At 71.4% G+C, this 19604-nt stretch carries 19 protein-coding genes; 11 read left to right on the top strand and 8 right to left on the bottom strand.

Translation table 11 applies throughout. The features are described 5' to 3' along the window. Window positions 1–93 precede the first annotated feature (93 nt). From QFZ82_RS13390 to QFZ82_RS13410, 5 genes are all read left to right on the top strand, one after another. Complete coding sequence (locus QFZ82_RS13390; protein WP_177147618.1) at window positions 94–1032, top strand: cellulose-binding protein; 939 nt, start codon at window positions 94–96, stop codon at window positions 1030–1032. A gap of 143 nt (window positions 1033–1175) precedes the next feature. After that, complete coding sequence (locus tag QFZ82_RS13395) at window positions 1176–2162, top strand: ABC transporter ATP-binding protein (RefSeq protein ID WP_307713390.1); 987 nt, start codon at window positions 1176–1178, stop codon at window positions 2160–2162. A 3-nt stretch (window positions 2163–2165) separates the two neighbouring features. Continuing rightward, complete coding sequence (locus QFZ82_RS13400) at window positions 2166–2945, top strand: ABC transporter permease (protein WP_307713391.1); 780 nt, start codon at window positions 2166–2168, stop codon at window positions 2943–2945. A gap of 172 nt (window positions 2946–3117) precedes the next feature. Further along, a complete protein-coding gene (locus QFZ82_RS13405) occupies window positions 3118–4263 on the top strand; it encodes an ABC transporter ATP-binding protein (RefSeq protein ID WP_307713392.1) in 1146 nt (381 codons plus the stop codon). Continuing rightward, entirely contained in the window at window positions 4260–5093 is an 834-nt protein-coding gene (locus tag QFZ82_RS13410; RefSeq protein WP_307713393.1) for an ABC transporter permease, read from the top strand. Before QFZ82_RS13405 ends, QFZ82_RS13410 begins: the two co-directional genes overlap by 4 nt. A 4-nt stretch (window positions 5094–5097) precedes the next feature. Here QFZ82_RS13410 and QFZ82_RS13415 read toward each other — a convergent pair whose 3' ends face one another. Further along, window positions 5098–5427, bottom strand: a complete 330-nt coding sequence (locus QFZ82_RS13415) for an ATP/GTP-binding protein (protein WP_307713394.1) — start codon at window positions 5425–5427, stop codon at window positions 5098–5100. A 203-nt stretch (window positions 5428–5630) separates the two neighbouring features. On the opposite strand from QFZ82_RS13415, the gene QFZ82_RS13420 reads away from it, so the two are divergent. Beyond that, window positions 5631–6662, top strand: a complete 1032-nt coding sequence (locus tag QFZ82_RS13420; protein ID WP_307713395.1) for an LLM class flavin-dependent oxidoreductase — start codon at window positions 5631–5633, stop codon at window positions 6660–6662. Window positions 6663–6801: 139 nt separating this feature from the next. Here QFZ82_RS13420 and QFZ82_RS13425 read toward each other — a convergent pair whose 3' ends face one another. Next, window positions 6802–7194 (bottom strand): SCO5389 family protein, encoded by a 393-nt coding sequence (locus QFZ82_RS13425; RefSeq protein ID WP_307713396.1) that lies wholly within the window; start codon window positions 7192–7194, stop codon window positions 6802–6804. A 243-nt stretch (window positions 7195–7437) separates the two neighbouring features. Between QFZ82_RS13425 and nucS the strand changes: the two genes are divergently transcribed. Then, entirely contained in the window at window positions 7438–8100 is a 663-nt protein-coding gene (gene nucS / locus QFZ82_RS13430; protein ID WP_307713397.1) for an endonuclease NucS, read from the top strand. 658 nt (window positions 8101–8758) lie between these two features. Here nucS and QFZ82_RS13435 read toward each other — a convergent pair. From QFZ82_RS13435 to QFZ82_RS13445, 3 genes are all read right to left on the bottom strand, one after another. Continuing rightward, window positions 8759–11143: an ATP-binding protein gene (locus QFZ82_RS13435; protein WP_307713398.1), complete on the bottom strand. Its 2385-nt coding sequence runs from the start codon at window positions 11141–11143 to the stop codon at window positions 8759–8761. 331 nt (window positions 11144–11474) lie between these two features. Continuing rightward, on the bottom strand, window positions 11475–11798 hold the full coding sequence (locus QFZ82_RS13440) for an STAS domain-containing protein (protein WP_177147608.1): 324 nt from the start codon (window positions 11796–11798) through the stop codon (window positions 11475–11477). Window positions 11799–11947: 149 nt separating this feature from the next. After that, on the bottom strand, window positions 11948–12796 hold the full coding sequence (locus QFZ82_RS13445; protein WP_307713399.1) for a 3-hydroxyacyl-CoA dehydrogenase family protein: 849 nt from the start codon (window positions 12794–12796) through the stop codon (window positions 11948–11950). A gap of 221 nt (window positions 12797–13017) precedes the next feature. Between QFZ82_RS13445 and QFZ82_RS13450 the strand changes: the two genes are divergently transcribed. Beyond that, a complete protein-coding gene (locus QFZ82_RS13450; protein ID WP_307713400.1) occupies window positions 13018–13590 on the top strand; it encodes a cob(I)yrinic acid a,c-diamide adenosyltransferase in 573 nt (190 codons plus the stop codon). On the opposite strand, the gene QFZ82_RS13455 is transcribed toward QFZ82_RS13450, so the two are convergent. Then, on the bottom strand, window positions 13523–14203 hold the full coding sequence (locus QFZ82_RS13455) for a hypothetical protein (RefSeq protein ID WP_307713401.1): 681 nt from the start codon (window positions 14201–14203) through the stop codon (window positions 13523–13525). The two genes, QFZ82_RS13450 and QFZ82_RS13455, sit on opposite strands and share 68 nt — an antisense overlap. Window positions 14204–14355: 152 nt before the next feature. Here QFZ82_RS13455 and QFZ82_RS13460 point away from each other — a divergent pair, with 152 nt between their 5' ends. The 3 genes from QFZ82_RS13460 to QFZ82_RS13470 all read left to right on the top strand — a co-directional run bounded on the left by QFZ82_RS13460 (window position 14356) and on the right by QFZ82_RS13470 (window position 18386). After that, the gene (locus QFZ82_RS13460) at window positions 14356–15561 is read left to right on the top strand and encodes a sensor histidine kinase (RefSeq protein WP_307713402.1); all 1206 of its coding nucleotides are present in this window, start codon (window positions 14356–14358) and stop codon (window positions 15559–15561) included. 125 nt (window positions 15562–15686) lie between these two features. Beyond that, window positions 15687–16382 (top strand): response regulator transcription factor, encoded by a 696-nt coding sequence (locus QFZ82_RS13465; protein WP_307717708.1) that lies wholly within the window; start codon window positions 15687–15689, stop codon window positions 16380–16382. Window positions 16383–16619: 237 nt separating this feature from the next. Beyond that, entirely contained in the window at window positions 16620–18386 is a 1767-nt protein-coding gene (locus QFZ82_RS13470) for a glycoside hydrolase family 18 chitinase (protein ID WP_307717709.1), read from the top strand. Between the two features lie 143 nt (window positions 18387–18529). On the opposite strand, the gene QFZ82_RS13475 is transcribed toward QFZ82_RS13470, so the two are convergent. Further along, window positions 18530–18976: a DUF2550 domain-containing protein gene (locus QFZ82_RS13475; protein ID WP_307713403.1), complete on the bottom strand. Its 447-nt coding sequence runs from the start codon at window positions 18974–18976 to the stop codon at window positions 18530–18532. A gap of 129 nt (window positions 18977–19105) precedes the next feature. Further along, the gene (locus tag QFZ82_RS13480; protein ID WP_177147601.1) at window positions 19106–19480 is read right to left on the bottom strand and encodes a F0F1 ATP synthase subunit epsilon; all 375 of its coding nucleotides are present in this window, start codon (window positions 19478–19480) and stop codon (window positions 19106–19108) included. Window positions 19481–19604: the final 124 nt, after the last annotated feature.

Raw genomic sequence — 19604 nt, forward strand, 5'->3', positions numbered from 1 at the left:
TCTCCAGATCAAACCGGCATCCGCTCGATGACACGCCGCTTCGGCCCCTAGGATTCCCTCTAACACCTCACCGGTCTCATTGACAGGAACCCCATGAGCGACACTTCCTCCCCCTTCGGCTTCGAGCTCGTGCGGCGTGGTTACGACCGCGGTCAGGTGGATGACCGCATTACCAAGCTCGTCGCCGACCGTGATAGTGCTCTGGCCCGAATCACCTCTCTGGAAAAGCGCATCGAGGAGCTCCACCTCGAGACGCAGAACGCCCAGGCCCAGGTCAACGACGCCGAGCCGTCGTACGCGGGTCTCGGCGCGCGTGTCGAGAAGATCCTCCGTCTCGCCGAGGAGGAGGCGAAGGACCTGCGAGAGGAGGCCCGTCGCGCGGCCGAGCAGCACCGTGAGCTCGCCGAGTCCGCCGCCCAGCAGGTGCGCAACGACGCCGAGGCGTTCGCTGCGGAGCGCAAGGCGAAGGCCGAGGACGAAGGCGTTCGGATCGTCGAGAAGGCGCAGGGCGAGGCCAACTCGCTGCGTGCCGACGCGCAGAAGGACGCGCAGTCCAAGCGCGAGGAGGCGGACGCCCTCTTCGAGGAGACCCGCGCCAAGGCCGCCCAGGCCGCCGCGGACTTCGAGACCAACCTGGCCAAGCGCCGTGAGCAGTCGGAGCGCGACCTGGCCTCGCGTCAGGCCAAGGCCGAGAAGCGCCTCGCCGAGATCGAGCACCGCGCCGAGCAGCTGCGCCTGGAGGCCGAGAAGCTGCGCACGGACGCGGAGCGCCGGGCCCGCCAGACGGTGGAGACCGCTCAGCGTCAGGCGGAGGACATCGTGGCCGACGCGAACGCCAAGGCCGACCGCATCCGCAGCGAATCGGAGCGCGAGCTGGCGGCGCTGACGAACCGCCGCGACTCGATCAACGCCCAGCTCACCAACGTCCGCGAGATGCTGGCGACGCTGACCGGTGCGGCCGTCGCCGCGGCGGGTACGCCGGCGGACGACGAGCCGATCTCCCGCGGGGTTCCGGCGCAGCAGTCCCGCTGACGCCCTCGCAGGCCTGATCCGACGAGTGCCCGGTGCCGAAGCGGCACCGGGCACTCGCGCGTCACCGGCCCTATGCGGAATGGCCCTCGTCCGTTGGGCGAACCCGGTGGCGGACGCCATGACGCGCCCGTAGCGTGAAACGCATGATCGAGCTCGAGGGCCTCACCAAGCACTTCGGCACGAAGGTCGCCGTCGACCATCTGTCCTTCACGGTCCGCCCGGGCATGGTGACCGGTTTCCTCGGTCCCAACGGCGCGGGCAAGTCGACGACGATGCGCATGATGCTCGACCTGGACAACCCCACGAGCGGCACGGTCAGGATCGACGGCAAGCACTACAGGGACCTCGACGAGCCGCTCAAGTACATCGGCGCCCTGCTGGACGCCAAGGCGATGCACGGCGGCCGCAGCGCCTACCACAACCTGCTGTGTCTGGCCCAGGCGAACCGGATCCCGGCGAGCCGCGTGGCCGAGGTCCTGGACGTGGTCGGACTGACGGCGGTGGCACGCAAGAAGGTCAAGGGCTTCTCCCTCGGCATGGGCCAACGGCTCGGAATCGCTTCGGCGCTGCTCGGCGATCCGGAGATTCTCATGTTCGACGAGCCCGTCAACGGTCTGGACCCCGAGGGAATTCACTGGATCCGCAATCTGATGAAGGCCCTTGCCGCAGAAGGCCGGACGATCTTCGTCTCGTCCCATCTGATGAGCGAAATGGCGCTCACCGCCGACCACTTGATCGTGATCGGCCAGGGCAGACTGCTCGCCGACACATCGATGGCCGATTTCATTCACGAGAACTCCCGCGGTTATGTCCGGCTGCGCACTCCGCAGCGGGAGAGGCTGCTCGACGTCCTGCACGCCGCCGGTCTGATCGCCGTCGAATCGGGCAACGGCACGCTGGAGATCGACGGGGCGTCCACCGAGCAGCTGGGCGAGCTGGCGGCGGAGCACCGGATCGTTCTGCACGAGCTCAGCGCCCAACGCGCCTCGCTGGAGGAGGCGTTCATGCAGATGACGGCCGGCGCGGTGGAGTACCACGCGCATGCGACCGGCCCCGCCGCACCGCCCTCCGCACCTGCCGCCACCGGCACCGCCGCCCCGCAGTGGGCCCCGCGCAGCAAGGGAGCCTGACCGATGGCATCCGTACCCGCCGTCCTCCAGTCCGAGTGGACCAAGATCCGTACGGTCTCCTCGACGCGCTGGACCCTGATCTGCGCGCTCGCGGTCACGGTCGCCATGAGCGCCGCGCTCTGCGCCCTGATGAACTCCACCTTCGACGACCTGCCGGAGGCCGAGCGCCTCACCTTCGACCCGACGCTGATCAGCTTCTCGGGAATGGTGCTGGGTCAGCTGGCGATGGTCGTCTTCGGCGTCCTCGTGGTCGGCACGGAGTACAGCTCCGGCATGATCCGCACGTCGCTCGCGGCCGTTCCGCAGCGCGCCACCTTCCTGTTCGGCAAGATCACGGTGGCCGGGCTGCTGGCCCTGGCGGTCGGGATGGCGACGAGCTTTCTGACCTTCTTCCTCGGCCAGGCGCTGCTGGGCGAGTACCGCACCACGATCGGCGAGGAGAACGTGCTGCGCGCGGTGGTCGGCGGCGGCCTCTACATGGGCCTGATGGCGATCTTCTCGATGGGCGTCGCGGCGATGCTGCGGAGCTCGATGCTGTCGCTCGGCATCCTGATGCCGTTCTTCTTCCTGGTGTCCCAGATCCTCTCCGCGGTCCCGGGCGCGAAGGACGTGGCCCGCTACTTCCCCGACCAGGCCGGCTCCAAGATCATGCAGGTCGTCCCGGGCGCGATGAACAGCGGCGACTCCGCCTACGGGCCGTGGGGCGGCCTGGGCATCATGCTGCTGTGGGTGGCGGCGGCGCTGATCGGCGGCGTCCTGGTGCTCAAGAAGCGGGACGCGTAGGCGTCCTGGACGCGGCGCCCGGGAGCGGGAGGCGGCCGCCGCGGAATCCGGGACTCACGGCGCGCGGGCTTGATGGGAACCGTCAAGGCCCGGATATCCTCCTAACTCTTACGGGGGCGTACGGCATGCATGGCCTGTGCCCCGACGACCTGAAAGTCGATGGGGCTGGAGAATGATCGAGGCAGTCGGCCTGACGAAGCGCTACGGCGCCAAGACGGCCGTGTACAACCTTTCCTTCCAGGTGCGGCCCGGGGCCGTCACCGGGTTCCTCGGGCCCAACGGAGCCGGCAAGTCCACGACCATGCGCATGATCCTCGGGCTCGACAAGCCGACGGAGGGGCAGGTCACCATCAGCGGCCGGCCGTACCGGCAGCTGCCGAACGCGCCGCGGCAGGTCGGTGCGCTGCTGGACGCCAAGGCCGTGCACGGCGGGCGCAGTGCGCGCAGCCACCTGCTGTCGCTGGCGCAGCTGTCCGGCATCCCGGCCCGCCGGGTCGACGAGGTGCTGGGCGTCGTCGGTCTCCAGGACGTCGCCAAGCGCCGTTCCAAGGGCTTCTCCCTCGGTATGGGGCAGCGGCTCGGCATCGCGGCCGCGCTGCTCGGCGACCCGCAGGTGCTGCTCTTCGACGAGCCGGTCAACGGTCTCGACCCCGAGGGCATCCTGTGGGTGCGCAACCTGATGAAACAGCTGGCCGCCGAGGGCCGTACCGTCTTCGTCTCCTCCCACCTGATGAGCGAAATGGCGCTCACCGCCGACCACTTGATCGTCATCGGCCGGGGGCAGCTGCTCGCGGACATGAGCGTCAAGGAATTCATCTCGCACAACTCGGCCGATTTCGCGCGTGTGCGCACGCCGCAGACCGACCCGCAGCAGCGCGAGAAGCTTCTCGCTGCGCTCACCGAGGCGGGCGGGCAGGTCATGTCCGAGCCGGACGGCGCGCTGCGCGTCACCGGGCTCGCCCTGCCGAGGATCAGCGACGTGGCCCACGAGGCCGACGTCCGGCTGTGGGAGCTGTCGCCGCACCAGGCCTCCCTGGAGGAGGCGTACATGCGGATGACGCAGGGCGCCGTCGACTACCGCTCCACCGACGACCAGAAGGCGGGGCTGATGCAGCAGCCGCCGATGGGCTACATGCCGCCGCAGCAGCCGCAGATCCCCGAGGTCCCGCAGCAGGGCTGGTACGCCCCGCCGCCGCCCGGAGCAGGCCAGAACCCGTACGCGGCCGTGGCGCCGGGCGCCCCCGCTCGGCCCGCGCCGCCCGCCGCTCCCCCTGCCGCCGCCCCCGCCGACCTGACCAAGCCCGAGGACACCCGATGACCACCCCCTACCAGCACCCGGGCGCCGCGTCCCCGACGTACGCCTCCCCGATCCCGGTCCGCAGCGCCCACCTCGGGGACGCCCTCGCCTCGGAGTGGACCAAGATCCGTTCGGTGCGCTCCACGATGTGGACGCTCGGCGTGATGATCGTGCTCATGGTGGGCATCGGCCTCGGCACTGCGGCGATCGTGGCCGCCAGCGACGTCGACCTCCAGGGCGAGTCGGCGCTCGGCTTCGGCTTCTTCGGCGTTCTGCTCGGCACGATCTGCGTGATCACGCTGGGCGTGCTGACGATCGCCTCCGAGTACGGCACGGGCATGATCCGTACAACCCTGACCGCCTGCCCCAGCCGTTCGCGCGTGCTGGCCGCCAAGGCGATCGTCTTCTTCGGCCTCGTCTTCACCATCACGGCGGTCTTCGCGGCGCTCGTCGCCGTCGTCCAGACGGGCATGGTCGAGGCCACCGAGCCCACCGGCGACGAGTGGCTGCGCGCGACGGTCGGCGTGGCGCTCTTCGTCGCCTCGATCGGTCTGCTGTCGCTGGCCGTCGGCACCATGATCCGGCACTCCGCCGGCGCGATCACGATCATGATCGGCGTGATGCTGCTGCCGCTCGTCGCGGCCATGTTCATGTTCTCGGAATCGCTCGCCGACGTGCAGGAGTTCCTGCTCGACTACGCCATCCCGAGCCAGCTCATCGGCATCTACGGCGAGGCCGCGGCCGGCGGCTCCTCGGGCCCGGTCGGCTGGGAGCCGGTGTGGATCATGCTCGGCATCACCGCGGCGGCGATGGGCGGCGCGTTCGCCGTGCTCAACAGCCGCGACGTCTGAGACGTCAGTAGCGAGGCGCGTTCCGGGACCGCTGCACCCTCGTGGTGCGGCGGTCCTTCGCGTTCCAGCACGCCTTGTGCCAGTGGCGTCGTTCGTCAAGGCCGCCGTGCTGGGGCCAGGCCACCACGTGCGCGAGGCCGGAGGGGATCTCCTGGTCGCAGCCCGGGCAGCGGTACGTCTTGCCGGCGGCACTTGCGCCCGCGACATGGCGCACCGACCAGTCCTCGCCCTGCCAGGTCTCGCTGCTCCCGAACCCGCCGTACCGGTCGCCGCTCCCCGCTGCTCGCTCGGTCGGCTTCTCGCCGCCTCGGGGGCGGTTGCGGCGCGGGGACACGTGGACACCTCACAGAGAGTCGGAACAGTTCCTTTCCAGCGTACGGGCCGAGAAGTGGGGCACTCGCCCTTCCGGCCGCGGGACCGTGGTCGCCGGTTACCGGACAATCGCAACAACTTCCCGTCCGGCCGTGCCTTTGGCACGTGTCAGACGTTGTTGCCGGTAGGGGGAGTGACGCGTCGGCCGCAAGGAGGCTACAGGCGATGCGCGTGGGGACTTTCGTACTGGCCGCCCAGTTCCCGGGCCAGGGGCAGGGGGAGGCGCTGCACCGCGCGGTGCGGACCGCCGAGGTCACGGAGGAATCCGGGCTGGATTCCGTCTGGTTGGCGGAGCACCATTTCGTACCGTACGGGGTGTGCCCGTCGGCCGTGACGCTTTCGGCGCTGCTCCTCGGCCGCACGCGCCGGATCGGGGTCGGCACGGCCGTGAGCGTGCTGCCGACCGCCCATCCCGTGGCGCTCGGCGAGCAGGCGGCGCTGCTCCATCTCACCTCGGGCGGGCGGTTCACGCTCGGCGTGGGGCGCGGGGGGCCGTGGGTCGACCTGGAGGTGTTCGGCGCCGGACCGGCCGCCTACGAGAACGGATTCCCCGAGTCGCTCGACCTGCTGATGCGTTGGCTTCGCGAGCCGCGCGTCGGCGCGGACGGCGAGCGGTACGCCTTCCGCGAGGTCGCGGTCGTCCCGCGGCCGGACGAGCTGATCGGCGGTCCGCCCGGGGGCCCCGAGGTCGTCGTCGCCTGTACGTCCCCGAAAAGCGTGAAGCTCGCCGCGGAGCGCGGGCTGCCCATGCTGCTCGGGATGCACTGCGGGGACGAGGAGAAGGCGGAGATGGTCGCCCTGTGGCGTACACATGCGCGGGCCTGCGGCCGGTCCCCCGACGAGATCGCGGCGGCCGGGCATGTGTCGGCGGGCGTCGTCCAGATCGCCGACCGGGCCGCCGACGCGACCGAGACCTTGGTGAAGGCGATGCCCGGCTGGCTCAAGCGGGGCCTGGAGGCGCATGTCACGGTCGACGGCCGGCCCCGCACGATGCGCGACCCCCTGGCCTACACGGAACTGCTGTGCGCGCTGCATCCGGTGGGCCCGCCCCGGCTGGCGGCCGACCGGCTCGCGGCGACGGCGGAGCGGACCGGCATCACGCGCTTCGCGCTGCTGGCCGAAGGCTCGGGCGATCTGGCGGCGACCGAGGAGAACGTACGGCGCCTGGGCGCGGAAGTGCTGCCGCAGCTCGCCTGAGCGCCCCCGGCCGTACGGCCCCGGCCGGTCCCGTCGAACCCGGCCGGGGGCGTACACGCTCAGTGAAACGCGCACAGTGCCGCCGCCCCGGCCATCCGGAGCGGTTTCCTCCCGCGAGGCTGAGCGGCAGCGGAAGTTCTCAGCAGTCGCGCAGTTCGGGCGACTGGTTGAGCAGCTGGGCCCGTACGGAAGTGAAGCGGGCGAGCCGCTCGTCCACCGAGGAGTCCAGCGGGAACACCGCGACGCGGTGGCAGTTCTGGAATGCCAGACGCACACCGAAGTGCCGCTGGAGCGCACCGCGAATGGCGTCACTCGCGAGTGCGCGCAGCAGCTGACCACGTGCCTGCTCGTCCGGCGGAGGCGTCTGGTTGTCGGCGAAGTCGCCGCCGTCCACCTTCAGCTGAGCCACCAGAGAACTGATCATCTCCCATGCGTAGGGCAGGGAGGTCCGGACGCAGTCGACGAAGGCTGCTTCGTCGACCTCGCCTCGCTCGGCCTGTTCCAACAGCGCCGGTGAGACGTCGAGCGACATGGGTTCTCCTCTCGCGGCCCCGGGCGAACGGGGCCTTACGGGCAGGGAGGGAGGTAGCGGACGAAACGACGGCATACGAACGACGTAAGACGACGCAGAGTGCACGAGCGGCAACCTCCCGCTTCCACGGTAAGTGCGGTGTCTTGAGCGCACCAGGAGATTGGGAGCACAACCGGCCAAATAAGAAGGGGGCTTCCGGGGCGAATCGCGCGGGGCGGTGTCGGTCGAGTAGCGTTGCCGACCATGCGTCTCGTCATCGCCCGCTGCTCCGTGGACTACGCGGGCAGGCTCACCGCCCATCTGCCCTCCGCTCCCCGATTGATCCTGGTCAAGGCGGACGGCAGTGTGTCCATCCACGCCGACGACAGGGCGTACAAACCGCTGAACTGGATGTCGCCTCCCTGCACCTTGAAGGAGGGCGACGACAGTGTGTGGACCGTGGTGAACAAAGCGGGCGAGAAACTGATCATCACGATGGAAGAAATCCTCCACGACTCGTCGCACGAGCTCGGGGTGGACCCGGGCCTCATCAAGGACGGCGTGGAAGCGCACCTGCAGGAGCTTCTGGCCGACAGGATCGAGACACTCGGCGACGGATACAGCCTGATCCGCCGCGAATACCCCACGGCCATCGGCCCGGTGGACATCCTGTGCCGCGACGCGGACGGCGGGACGGTGGCGGTGGAGATCAAACGCCGCGGCGAGATCGACGGCGTGGAACAGCTGACCCGCTACCTCGAACTCCTCAACCGCGACCCGCACTTGGCCCCGGTGAAGGGCGTGTTCGCGGCCCAGGAGATCAAGCCCCAGGCCAGGGTGCTGGCGACGGACAGGGGAATCGGCTGCGTGGTGCTGGACTACGACGCGCTGCGGGGCATCGAGGACGACAAACTCCGCCTGTTCTGACGGGTCTGCGCCCCGTTGCCCCCCGCGGGCGGAGGCCGCTGCGCGGGTGAGGCGGTGAAGGCGGTGCGGGCTGCGCCCGCGGGACGAGTGCGAGGTTGCGCCGGGGCGGGCCGCCGCGGGCACCTCAGCCCGGGCACGCGTAGGGCTGCGCCTGCAGGGCAGACGGTCCTGCCGACGGGGCGGCTGCGGGGTGCGCCGGCAGGCGCGAGTGCGTGCACCCGCGGTACTGGTCGCGCGCCGAAGCTCGGCCTGCGGCCGACGGCGACAACGGCCGCTCCGCGAAAGCCGAGCAAGGCCGCGCCCACAAGACGGAGGGCCAACAGCGCGGGCGGCTGCGCCATGGCCGACGCGGCCCGCAGAGCGAGTGTGGGCTGCGTCTGCATGCCGGGAGGCAGGGAGGCGCGGGCCGGGCGCATGCCGACGCCCGCTGCGGAGAAGGCCCTGCCGACGGGGGCGTGAGGGTGCGCCCGCTGTACCGGTCGCGCGCAGCGGGCGACGGCGTCAACGGCCACGCCCGCAAGGCGGGGGCCGACAGCGCAGGCGGGCTCGTCGGCCATGCCGGCCAGGGCGCCCCGGCGCGGCCCGCGGCCGAAAGCCGCGTCGCGCAGAGGCTGCGTCCCCGCCGGGGACGCGGCACGGCGTCGGAGACGTCGGTCCCCTACATCACCGGCGCGGACGAGCTCTCCGGGGCCGACGGGCCGCTTGCCGATGTTTCGCCGCCGGGGGACGACGACGTCTCGGTGTCGGACGGCGACGGCGTACCCGTGGGCGCAGTCTCCGTCGGGGACGGCTTCGGCGGCGTCGACGGCGGGTTCGGCGTGGAGCGCGTCGGTGTCGGACGCGGCGCCTGCGCCGTCTCCGACGGGCTGCCCGGCTGCGACGGCGTCGACGACGGGGTCTCGCCCGGCGCCGCCGGCGCGTCGGGGGCCGTGGACGTGCCCGGCACCGCCGACGACGTCGGACTCTTCGTCGCGCCCTTGTCGTCCGGCTTCTGCGACCCGTCGTCCGCCGGGTCCTGGGGCGTCTCCCAGTCCTCCGTGAAGTCGTCCCCGTCCGTCTGCTGCCCGTTCTTGACGTTGTCCGCCGGGGCCTCCTCCTTGTCGGAGGCCGCCCCGAGCGTCACCACCGTGCCGAGGACGACCGCGAGCAGCGCACCCGCTCCCGCCGCGACCACGTTGCGCCGGGCGCCGAGGAGGGCGAGACCGCGCCGGGACGGCGGCGCGGTGGCGGTCGCCGGCGTCACGGGCTCGTCCTCCGGTCCCGTACGAGGCAGCTGCGACGTCGTGGCCGTGAGCCCGGACAGCGGGGACACGGGCTGCGCCGGGGTCTCCGTACGTATCGTCGGCGCCTCGGGCTTGGGCGTCAGCCCCGACGCACGGTCCTCGACGAGCGCCAGCGCCCGCCGCCCCGCCACCGTGCCGCGCTTGTCCGCGAGCGCGCCGCGCATCCCGATGGAGGCCTCGAGCTCGGCCCTGGCGCGCTCGAGGTTGCCGGTGCAGAGCGCGAGAACGCCCAACTCGTGGTGGAAGTAGGCGTCTTCGGCGACCTCGCCCGCGATCCTGGCGGCCTCCGAGCCGGCCCGGAGGGCCTTCTCCCAGGCGGTCCAGTGCAGCCCCGCGGCGAACACGGGCGCGGCAGCGCGGGCCAGCCGCACGGCCGCGCCCGCGTGCCCGGCGTCCCGGCCGCCCGAGACCAGCGCGCCCAGCGCGGCGAGCACGGCGTCCGACTCGGCCATCGCGCGCTCGGGCGTGACCGACGGGTGGCCCGACCACCAGGCGTAATGCTGGGCGGCGGTGTGCGCGTGGGCGACGGAGTCCTTGTCGTAGCCCTTCTCCCGCAGTTGCGCGAGCACTCCGGCCGCCAGCCGGTAGCGCGTGCCGACCGGGGAGAGGAGCCCGCAGCCCATGAGTTCGCCGAGCGCCGCGTCCGCGTGGGTGTCGCCGACGAGCGCCGGCAGGTGTGCCTGGTGCGGTACCTCGCCGCCGAGGGCGACGGCGATCCGCAGGGTCTGCCGCGCGGACTCGCTGAGCCGCGAGGCGAGCAGCGGCGCGGGCGCCGCCCCCTCCCCCAGCGTCGGCAGCGGTACGTCCCGGCCCTGCGCGGCGTCGAACGCCGCGAACTCGTCCACAGCCTCCGGATCCCCGCGCAGCTCGTCGCCCTGCCTCAGCAGCCCACCGGCCTGCACGAAGCGCAGTGGCAGGCCCTCGGACTCGAACCAGAGGTCGCCCGCCCAGTTCGACTCGTCCTCGGTGAGCGGCCGCTCCACGATGTGCGAGAGCAGCTCCAGCGCCGTCGCGCGGCCGAGGCCGCCGAGGAAGACCTCTTCGAGAGGCGAGTCCGCGGAGGGCGCGGGCACGTCGGGCGTTGTGGCGAGCAGGAAGGCGCACTCGGGAGCGGCGTCGAGCAGCTCGTCGAGCGCGGCGCCGCCGAACTCCAGGTCGTCGAGGACGACGACGGCCCCGATGTCGCGGACGAATCCCGCGAGCGCGTTCCGGTCGGGCCGGTGGCCGGGCGCGGAGAAGACGATGGTGAAGAGCTCCTGGAGGAGCTCCCCGGGGGTGCGGTGGTGGCCGTTGAGGCGTATGACACCGTCGGGCGCGAGGTCCGCGCAGTCCTCTGCCACCGCGTCGAGGAGGGTGCTGCGTCCGGAGCCCGCGGGGCCGGTGAGCCGTACGGATCGGCCCTGGCCGAGCAGGCGGACGAGCCGCTCCCGCTCCTCGCCCCGTTCCAGCAGCGGCAGCCGCGGGGACGCGGGCCCCGGCGGCACGGGAGGCAGCGCGGCGCGCTGCCGCTCCACGCGTTCGGCGGCGGTGCGCCGGACCGGCCGCGCGGGCTGCTCCCCGGGCGGGCAGGGCTCGATCTCGCTGCCGTCGACGGGGTTGACGGTGAGCAGGAAGTCGCCCGAGACGACCTTGACGGTGCGCGCGTGCGCCGGTGCGGCCTTCGCGGCCGGAGTGACGGCGTCGCGCGGCGGCCGTGCCGCGCCGTTGCCGAAGCTGCCGCCGTCGCCGAAGCCGCCCTCGCCGAAGCTGTCGTTGTCCATGGTGAAAGCCCCCAGATACGGTTCGCCTGGCCTCGCGCCGCCGGGATCTGCCGATCCCGGGGCCCGAGCCGCGTGCGGATGCCCTCCCGGCCTTTCTGCACGCTCGCCGTCGCTTCGGTCCGGTGCCCACCTGATGGGTCCTTCACAAGGGTGGGCGCCTGAACCCTAGACGCTCTGTCGGCGTGGCGGAACCGGCGGGGTCCCGCGCCGCCTGGGACGTCACGGTCTCGGGAGATTTGCGCGACTCATGCCGTCCCGTGGGGCTCATGCCGTCACGTGAGTCTCGTGCCGTCCCGGGCGGCTCGTACCGTCGTGCCCGATCGGACCCGCGTCAGACCCGGGGCAGGGATTCGGCCGCGAGGCCGCCTTCGATCGCGAGGATGCGGTGCAGCCGGGTCGCGACGAGGAGCCTCTGCATCTGCGGCGGGACACCGCGCAGCACCAGGCGGCGGCCGCACCGGCCGGCCCGCCTGTGCGCGCCCATGATGACCCCGAGCCCGGTGGCGTCCCAGGAGTCGAGATGGGTCAGGTCGAGCACCAGGTCGCCGACTCCGTCGTCGACGGCCGAGTGCAGGACCGTACGGGCGTCCGCCGCGCTGCGGACGTCGAGGCGGCCCCCGACGACCAGCTCGGCGTGGTCGCCCCTGATGTGCATATGCGCTCCCCGAGAACTCTTCGCTACCCCGTAACCGATACTTCTTCGTCTAGCAACAACTGACTGCCCGGCACCTGGAGGGGTTGCTGTTTGTAAGCGAACCGATACCGAATTCACCCCGGCGGGCGATACCGAATCGGTCGATATGGTCAGTGCTTGTAGAAGCCCTGCCCGCTCTTGCGCCCGATGTCACCGGCATCCACCATCCGGCGCATCAGCTCCGGCGGCGCGAACTTCTCGTCCTGCGACTCGGTGTAGATGTTGCTGGTCGCGTGCAGCAGGATGTCGACGCCCGTCAGGTCGGCGGTGGCCAGCGGCCCCATGGCGTGACCGAAGCCGAGCTTGCAGGCGATGTCGATGTCCTCGGCGCTGGCGACGCCCGACTCGTACAGCTTCGCGGCCTCGACCACGAGCGCCGAGATGAGGCGGGTGGTGACGAAACCGGCGACGTCGCGGTTGACGACGATGCAGGTCTTGCCGACCGACTCGGCGAACTCCCGGGCGGTGGCGAGCGTTTCGTCGCTCGTCTTGTAGCCGCGGACCAGCTCGCACAGCTGCATCATGGGCACCGGCGAGAAGAAGTGGGTGCCGACGACGCGCTCCGGACGCTCCGTCACGGCCGCGATCTTGGTGATCGGGATGGCGGAGGTGTTGGAGGCGAGGACGGCGTCGTCCCGTACGAGCTTGTCGAGCGCACGGAAGATCTCGTGCTTGACCTCGAGCTTCTCGAAGACGGCCTCGACGACGATGTCCGCGTCGGCGACGGCGTCCAGATCGGTCGTGGTGGTGATGCGGGCCAACGCGGCCTCGGCGTCGGCGGCTTCGAGCTTGCCCTTGGAGACGAACTTGTCGTACGACGCCTTGATGCCGTCCCGGCCGCGGGTCACAGCCTCGTCGGTGACATCGCGGAGTACGACGTCCCAGCCGGCCTGGGCCGAGACCTGCGCGATTCCGGACCCCATGAGTCCGGCCCCGATGACGGCGAGCTTCCTGGCCACTGCGGCACCCCTTAACAGCTGTTTACATGTTCGCTCTCTGGCGGAGGTTAGCGCCCGTGAGGTGCCCTGTGACCATGAAGAGATGCGCGTCACGTCCCACATGGCGGACATCACACCGCCGGACGGCGTGTCCACCCGGAAGGGTGCCCGTTCGTCCCCCTGCGCCGTGACGGCGGGCACACGTGTGCCCCGCGGGGCTCGCGCGTAACTACGCTGGCCGTATGGTCAATCTGACGCGTATCTACACCCGTACCGGCGACCGGGGCACCACCGCTCTGGGCGACATGAGCCGCACCGCCAAGACCGATCTGCGCATCGCCGCGTACGCCGACGCCAACGAGGCCAATGCCGTCATCGGCACGGCCATCGCCCTCGGGCAGCTCGGCGAGGACGTCGTGAAGGTCCTCGTCCGCGTGCAGAACGACCTGTTCGACGTGGGCGCGGACCTGTCGACCCCGGTGATCGAGAACCCGAAGTACCCGCCGCTGCGGGTCGAGCAGTCGTACATCGACAAGCTGGAGGCGGACTGCGACCGCTTCCTGGAGGAGCTGGAGAAGCTGCGCAGCTTCATCCTGCCCGGCGGCACGCCGGGGGCGGCGCTGCTGCACCAGGCGTGCACGGTCGTGCGGCGGGCGGAGCGCTCGACGTGGGCGGCGCTGGAGGTGCACGGCGAGACGATGAACGCGCTGACGGCGACGTACCTGAACCGCCTGTCCGACCTCCTGTTCATCCTCGCGAGGACGGCGAACAAGGAGGTCGGCGACGTTCTGTGGGTCCCGGGCGGAGACCGCTGACCCCGGACACCGCGGCCAGGGTCCGGGGCGGTGAACGCCAGTCGCGTCCGGCGGGGACCGGTTCGGGCTCCGGCTCGGCCTTGGGGGCCTTCTTCGGCCACAGCGCGTACGACAGCGCGATCAGGCCGTGGATCGCGGCCGCCTGCCATGCGACGGTCATCCAGCTCTCCAGGGAAACCGTCCGGCTCGCGTCACCCACGTACCAGATCGCGATCTGCAGCAGCACGGTGGTGACGCCGGCGGCGATCAGGGTGCCCAGCCAGACGCGTCCCTCGTGCTTGGCACGGGCCATGCCGTAGCGCGGCGGCTTCGCGGGCGGCGGCGCGCCGCCGAAGCGGTGCGCGGCGTGTCCGTCGAGCCACTTGACCGTGCGGTGGCCGTGGCCGACCGTGTAGCCGATGTAGAGCGCGGCCAGGCCGTGCTTCCAGCTCGGTTCGGCGCCGCTCTCGAGGTCGACGGCCGTGGCGACGAGCAGCACGACCTCCAGCAGCGGTTCGCACAGCAGCAGCGCAGCCCCCGTGCGCGGCATCTTGAGCAGGTAGCGGGTGGCGAGTCCTGCGGCCAGCAGCACCCAGAAGCCGACCTCGCAGACCACGATCAGTGTGACGATCACGACGGCTCTCCTTTCGTACGGTTCCAGCGTGTCGGCACGGGACCGCGGTTTCGTCGTCGTGAGTGACGAGCTGCGACTGCATCGTTCGATGTAGTCGCGGCTCCGCCCGTACGGTGGGGCAGCGGGCGGCCGCCAGCGTGTTGGATGGGGACGTGTCCTTCCCCCGCCCGCACCGCGACGACGTCCTCATCGCGGCCGTGTGCCTGTTCGGCGGCCTGCTGCTGTGGTCGCTGGGGGTCCACACCAACGGCCCGTACGCCCCGCTGCCGTCGTGGGTGACGCTGGTTCCGCTGGTGGCGCTGGCCGGACTGGAGCTGCTGCGCCGGACCATGCCGCGCACGGCCCTGATCGCCGGTACGGCCGCGGTGGTGGTGGACCCGTTCACCCCGGGCAGCATCGTGTCGCTGCTGATGTTCGCGGACATCGTGTACGCGGCCGTGGTGTACGGGCCCCCCGCCTCCGCGCGCCGCATCCCGGTCACCACCGGGATGATCACGCTCGCGGTGACGATCGGTTTCCTCGCCTGGCTCAGGGAGCCGAGCGCCCTGCTGATCGGCCTCGTCACGGGGCTCGTCTCGTTCGGCCCCGCCACCACCGGCGCGATCGTGCGCAACCACCGGGAGGCCGCGGAGGCGGCCCGCCTGCGCGCCGAGCAGACCGCGCTGCTGGCCGAGATGGACCGGACGCAGGCCGTCGTCGCCGAGCGCGCCCGGATGGCGCGGGAGCTGCACGACATGGTCGCCAACCATCTCTCGGCGATCGCCATCCACTCCACCGCCGCGCTCTCGCTGGACGACGCGGCGACCACCCGGCAGGCGCTGACGGTCATCCGTGAGAACAGCGTCGAGGGGCTGGCCGAGATGCGCCGGCTCATCGGGCTGCTGCGGGACAGCAGCGGTGACGCGGAACCGGCCGCCGCCCCCACTCTGGCGGGCCTCGACGCCCTGGTGGACCAGGCCCGGACGAACGGGGCGTCGAGCGGCCTCACGTTCACGCTGCACGACGTACGGGAGCAGGCCGCGCGGCTGCCCGCGCCGGTGGAGATGGCCGCCTACCGGATCGTGCAGGAGTCGCTGACCAACGCGATCAAGCACGCGGAGGAGGGCGAGGTCCTGGTGGAGGTGTCGAACGACGGGGGGCGCGCGCTGACCGTGACGGTGACGAGCCCGTTCGGCCGACGGCCGGGACCGCGGGCGCCGGGATCCGGCGCCGGTCTCGTCGGGATGCAGGAGCGGGTGGCCCTGCTGGACGGGACGTTCGAGGCGGGGCCGGCGGCTCGGCCCGGTCCGGGGACCGGAAAGATCTGGCGGGTACGGGCGGAGCTGCCCGTACCGGACGACAAGGAGCCTTCGGGATGACGTGCGCAGCGGGACCGTCGGACGCACCGGGCGGGCAGACGCCGGTGGGCGCAACGGGCGCACAGGCGCCGGCGGACGCACAGGCGCCCATGGACGCACACGCGCCGGCGGGCGCACAGGCGCCGATGGACGCACCCGGCGGGCAGGCGCCGCCCCGGGTCATTCGGGTGCTCGTCGCCGAGGACCAGAGCGCCGTGCGCGCCGGGCTGGTGCTGATCCTGGGCAGTGCCCCGGACATCGAGGTGGCGGGCGAGGCCGCGGACGGGGAGGAGGCGGTCCGGCTGGCCCGCGAGCTGCGGCCCGACCTCGTGCTGATGGACGTGCAGATGCCGAAGCTGGACGGCGTCTCGGCGACCCGGCAGGTGGTCGCCGAGGGCCTGGCCGACGTGCTCGTGCTGACGACGTTCGATCTCGACGAGTACGTCTTCGGTGCGCTGCGGGCCGGGGCCGCGGGATTCCTGCTGAAGAACACGGACGCCAAGGACCTGATAGGAGCGGTGCGCACGGTGGCACGCGGCGAGGGCCTGATCGCTCCCGCGGTGACGCGCCGCCTGATCGCGGAGTTCGCCGCGCCGCGCGTCGCCCGCCCCGCCCAGGCGCCCGGCCTCTCGGCCATCGAGGCACTGACCCGCCGCGAGCGTGAGGTGCTGTCGTGCCTGGGCGAGGGGCTGTCGAACGCCGAGATCGCCGGCCGTCTGTCGATGGCGGAGGCGACGGTGAAGACGCACGTCAGCAGGCTGCTCGGGAAGCTGGAGCTGCGCAGCCGGGTCCAAGCGGCGGTGCTGGCACAGGAATTGGGGCATCTGATGCGGCCCGCTTGACAGGGCGTCACCTATGGTCTGGACCTATTGACGATTGGTCCAGACCTTCCTACTCTCACGGCACATACGCCGTGCGAGCCTCACGGCGCGCGCAGTGCACGGACCACCCCGACTTTTCCGTCCGCAACTCGAGGAGCTTCCTTGAGCACTCCCGTCACCGGGGCGCCCCGCCCCAGAAGCAGCTTCAGAGCCAGAACCACCGCGGGCCTGACCGCGCTTCTCCTCCCCCTCGCCGCCATGGTCGGCCTGGCCTCCCCCGCGGAGGCCGCTGCGTCGGCCACGGCCTCCTACACCAAGGTCTCCGACTGGGGATCCGGATTCGAGGGCAAGTGGACGGTGAAGAACACCGGCACCACCGCCCTCAGCTCCTGGACCGTCGAGTGGGACTTCCCCACCGGCACCGCCGTCACCTCCGCCTGGGACGCGGACGTCACGAACTCCGGCACCCACTGGACCGCGAAGAACAAGAGCTGGAACGGGTCACTCGCACCCGGCGCCTCCGTGTCCTTCGGCTTCAACGGCACGGGCTCCGGCTCCCCCTCCGGCTGCAAGCTCAACGGCGCGTCCTGCGACGGCGGCTCCGTCCCCGGCGACGCGCCGCCCTCCGCCCCCGGCACCCCGGCCGCGAGCAACATCACGAACACCTCGGTCACGCTCAGCTGGAGCGCGGCTACCGACGACAAGGGCATCAAGAACTACGACGTGCTGCGCGACGGCGCCAAGGTCGCCACGGTCACCGGCACCACGTGGACCAACACCGGGCTGACCGCCGGCACGGACTACTCGTACACCGTCCAGGCCCGTGACACCGCCGACCAGACCGGTCCCGTCAGCGGCGCCCGCGCGGTGCGCACCACCGGCGGCGGCACCGACCCGGGCCCCGGCCCCGGCGGCAAGGTCAAGCTGGGCTACTTCACCGAATGGGGCGTCTACGGGCGCAACTACCACGTGAAGAACCTGGTCACCTCGGGGTCGGCGTCGAAGATCACGCACATCAACTACGCCTTCGGCAACGTGACCGGCGGCAAGTGCGCCATTGGTGACGCCTACGCCGACTACGACAAGGCCTACACCGCCGACCAGAGCGTCGACGGCGTCGCCGACACGTGGGACCAGCCGCTGCGCGGCAACTTCAACCAGCTGCGCAAGCTGAAGGCGAAGTACCCGCACATCAAGGTGCTGTGGTCGTTCGGCGGCTGGACCTGGTCCGGCGGCTTCGGCCAGGCCGCGGCGAACCCGGCCGCCTTCGCCCAGTCCTGCTACGACCTGGTCGAGGACCCGCGCTGGGCCGACGTCTTCGACGGCATCGACCTGGACTGGGAGTACCCGAACGCCTGCGGTCTGTCGTGCGACACCAGCGGCCCCGCGGCCTTCAGGAACATGATGCAGGCCATGCGCGCGAAGTTCGGCGCGAACAACCTGGTCACCGCGGCCGTCACGGCCGACGCCTCCTCCGGCGGCAAGATCGACGCGGCCGACTACGGCGGCGCCGCGCAGTACGTCGACTGGTACAACGTGATGACGTACGACTTCTTCGGCGCCTGGGCCGCCCAGGGCCCGACCGCCCCGCACTCCCCCCTCACCTCGTACGCGGGCATCCCCCAGGCGGGCTTCAACTCCGCCGAGGCGATCGCCAAGTTCAAGGCCAAGGGTGTCCCCTCGTCGAAGCTGCTGCTGGGCATCGGCTTCTACGGGCGGGGCTGGACGGGCGTGACGCAGTCGGCGCCCGGCGGTTCGGCCACCGGACCGGCGGCCGGCACGTACGAGCAGGGCATCGAGGACTACAAGGTCCTGAAGAACACCTGCCCGGCGACCGGCACGATCGCCGGCACGGCCTACGCCCACTGCGGGAGCAACTGGTGGAGCTACGACACCCCGGCCACCGTCACGTCCAAGATGGGCTGGGCGAAGAACCAGGGGCTCGGCGGAGCCTTCTTCTGGGAGTTCAGCGGTGACACCGCGAACGGCGAGCTCGTGAGCGCGATCAACAGCGGCCTCGGGTAGTCCCGGGAGCCGGGCACGAGAGCGGGGGCGGTGCATGCGCACCGCCCCCGCGTCACAGCCGATTCAGGCGACAAAGAATTCAGGCAACATTTACCCTCCCCCAGACTTCGTCCGGGGGGACCCCCATTCAACGGGCAAGGAATTCAGGCGACATTCACCCGTTGCCCGGGCGGAGCCGCCTCCAGCCAGGCGAGGAAGCCGGTGAGCGCGTCCTCGCTCATCGCCAGCTCCAGACGGGTCCCACGGTGCAGGCAGCCGAGCACGATCGAGTCCGACAGCAGCGCGAGCTCCTCCTCGCTGTCCGGCGTACGCCGGGCGAGCACCTCGATCGCCGAGCGCTCCAGGGTGCGCCGGGGCCGGGGGGCGTACGAGAAGACCCTGAACCACTCGATGCGGTCACCGCTGTACCGGGCGACGCCGTACACCCAGCCCTTGCTGGACGGGTCGCCCTGCTCGGGGACGTTCCACCGCAGACTGCAGTCGAATGTGCCGCCGGAGCGCTGGATCAGGCGCCTGCGCAGACCGAAGACCAAGAGCGCGACCACTACCAGTAGGACGACCAGGCCGCTCACAAGAAGAGCGAGGAACATCTCCACCGACCTCCTCGCATCGTCCCGTAAAACCGAATACCACGTGCACCTGCATCGCCTCAGCCGCGGCACGGTCTGGAGTAGCTCCAGCCCGGGCCGCGGCTGAGGGACAAAACTGTGGGCGGGGTGTCAGTGCACCGCCACCGCACGCAGCCGGACATCGGCACGACGCTCGGCGGCGGCGTCCGCGTCCGACTTGGCGCGCTCCAGCGCACGCTCGGCGCGCTGGACATCGATCTCGTCCGCCAGCTCGGCGATCTCCGCCAGCAGCGACAGCTTGTCGTCGGCGAAGGAGATGAATCCACCGTGAACGGCGGCGACGACGGTGCCGCCCTCGCTCGTGCGGATGGTCACCGGGCCCGACTCCAGCACACCGAGCAGCGGCTGGTGACCGGGCATGACGCCGATGTCGCCGGACGTGGTGCGCGCGACGACCAGGGTGGCCTCGCCGGACCAGACACTGCGGTCCGCGGCGACCAGCTCGACGTGCAGCTCAGCAGCCAAGGTTGGCTCCTCGGGTCACCACCCGGCGGTACTGCCGGGTGTTGGGTCATAAGTCTAGTAGGGCTCGGGATGCCGAAGCGTCCCGGCCCGCCCCCGGCTCAGAGGCCGGGCTTGCGGGGTCTCC

The sequence above is a fragment of the Streptomyces sp. V4I23 genome (assembly GCF_030817975.1).
GTDB lineage: Bacteria > Actinomycetota > Actinomycetes > Streptomycetales > Streptomycetaceae > Streptomyces.

Bases quoted from the DNA above. Each gene is read 5' to 3' on its own strand.
- QFZ82_RS13390 (WP_177147618.1), top strand. From the start codon at position 94: ATGAGCGACACTTCCTCCCCCTTCGGCTTCGAGCTCGTGCGGCGTGGT.
- QFZ82_RS13395 (WP_307713390.1), top strand. From the start codon at position 1,176: ATGATCGAGCTCGAGGGCCTCACCAAGCACTTCGGCACGAAGGTCGCC.
- QFZ82_RS13400 (WP_307713391.1), top strand. From the start codon at position 2,166: ATGGCATCCGTACCCGCCGTCCTCCAGTCCGAGTGGACCAAGATCCGT.
- QFZ82_RS13405 (WP_307713392.1), top strand. From the start codon at position 3,118: ATGATCGAGGCAGTCGGCCTGACGAAGCGCTACGGCGCCAAGACGGCC.
- QFZ82_RS13410 (WP_307713393.1), top strand. From the start codon at position 4,260: ATGACCACCCCCTACCAGCACCCGGGCGCCGCGTCCCCGACGTACGCC.
- QFZ82_RS13420 (WP_307713395.1), top strand. From the start codon at position 5,631: ATGCGCGTGGGGACTTTCGTACTGGCCGCCCAGTTCCCGGGCCAGGGG.
- QFZ82_RS13425 (WP_307713396.1), bottom strand. From the start codon at position 7,194: ATGTCGCTCGACGTCTCACCGGCGCTGTTGGAACAGGCCGAGCGAGGC.
- nucS (WP_307713397.1), top strand. From the start codon at position 7,438: ATGCGTCTCGTCATCGCCCGCTGCTCCGTGGACTACGCGGGCAGGCTC.
- QFZ82_RS13435 (WP_307713398.1), bottom strand. From the start codon at position 11,143: ATGGACAACGACAGCTTCGGCGAGGGCGGCTTCGGCGACGGCGGCAGC.
- QFZ82_RS13440 (WP_177147608.1), bottom strand. From the start codon at position 11,798: ATGCACATCAGGGGCGACCACGCCGAGCTGGTCGTCGGGGGCCGCCTC.
- QFZ82_RS13450 (WP_307713400.1), top strand. From the start codon at position 13,018: ATGGTCAATCTGACGCGTATCTACACCCGTACCGGCGACCGGGGCACC.
- QFZ82_RS13465 (WP_307717708.1), top strand. From the start codon at position 15,687: ATGGACGCACCCGGCGGGCAGGCGCCGCCCCGGGTCATTCGGGTGCTC.
- QFZ82_RS13470 (WP_307717709.1), top strand. From the start codon at position 16,620: ATGGTCGGCCTGGCCTCCCCCGCGGAGGCCGCTGCGTCGGCCACGGCC.
- QFZ82_RS13475 (WP_307713403.1), bottom strand. From the start codon at position 18,976: ATGTTCCTCGCTCTTCTTGTGAGCGGCCTGGTCGTCCTACTGGTAGTG.